Here is a 1,298-nt window from a genome sequence, read left to right on the forward strand (position 1 = left end):
CATCTTTATTTGACGATTTTACTAGCTTTTTCATTTTAACTCTTTTTTGACACATTCGCAAAAGTGAGATGCACCCGAACATTTCCCTTTTTGTCGCTTGAGTAGTTTAGCCACTTTTACGGGTATTTCGGGGTGTACTCCCATTCTTGAACTGGGAGCATCTCAATGAAAGCAGCCCAGCTAGAAATTGGAGTTGGGAGTCAGGAGCCAGGAGGAAAGAGGAAGAAGGAAGGAGCCAGAAGAAGTGTTTTTACAAATATGAGATGCTCCCAAACCACGCGACTTATTTATTACTTATGCAACTTTCATGTAGTGTCTTTTGTGACTTTTATGGCTGGGTGATAATAGTTGGAAATCCCAGGATTTTGCCATTAACTTTGCCTGAGTTTTTTTGCCCAACAGGAAATTGTCTGATGTTGAATCCTAAGAAATCGAATCCGGGTTCTTCATTCAGGGTACACGCATTTTAACTGGAACCCAAAGTATTCTAGAGTTAAAATAGTTCGGCATTTTGGATTAATTGTTGGAACTGTTCATACGCCCAACCAATTAATCGGTGTGTTTCTTTTTGCTCCTCTTCAATATGATTCAGGATGTCGCTCATGTTTCTGGGTAAAAAAATGTCTCTTATTTTTTTTGACGTAATGTTACTACTTTGTTGGAGATATAGCAAAACTATTTGATTTGTAAACAATGGATTCAATCATCACAAAGGTTTCAGGTTGTTCTACATTCACGACTCAAATAGACTTGCTATATCTAAAGAATAGTACATCAAAAGATTTGAAACAGAAATGCCTAATCTTTATTTATAATTTCTCCCCGAATACAGCCCGACGGTAACTTATTTTAATTAGTAGGGTGTTCGACAAAAAAATATATTTCCAGTCGAGTTTTCACATCAATTTAATAGCTAGACTATTTATTGCAGAGCCTCTTAAATGAAGGACAATTAATAATTAAATGGGGCAGCCAAATCAAAAACAATGGTAATGCTTGTAAGCTGTCGCGCATTTAAATTGTAGATTCAGGGCGGGCGGGACGCCCACCCCACAAGACGCAATAGCTTAGACGTGCTGCGCGGTTCTAAAAATAAAAAATTTTTGCAAGGCCAGCACCACCAACTTTCTACTTATGGAATTGGTCAAGACTGAAGTATAGACGATTTATGGGAGGAAGGCTACTCTGCGGCACATCTTAGCCGTATCATCTGTTGTTTAGTTCACTCTAGTAATTTTGGATTCTGGATTTTAGATTTTAGATTTTAGATTCTGGGATTTTCGGAATAAACAAGTTCG

General features: G+C 37.8%; 1 protein-coding gene. It reads left to right on the forward strand.

Annotated elements, in window-relative coordinates; genetic code table 11:
* Window positions 1–1,073: 1,073 nt before the first annotated feature.
* Window positions 1,074–1,154 carry an RQC domain-containing protein gene (locus tag QUA83_RS30705; protein WP_445301835.1) on the forward strand — a complete coding sequence of 27 codons (81 nt, stop codon included), beginning with the start codon at window positions 1,074–1,076 and terminating at the stop codon, window positions 1,152–1,154.
* The last annotated feature ends 144 nt before the right edge of the window (window positions 1,155–1,298 follow it).

Source organism: Microcoleus sp. K1-B1 (assembly GCF_036704705.1).
GTDB lineage: Bacteria > Cyanobacteriota > Cyanobacteriia > Cyanobacteriales > Microcoleaceae > Microcoleus.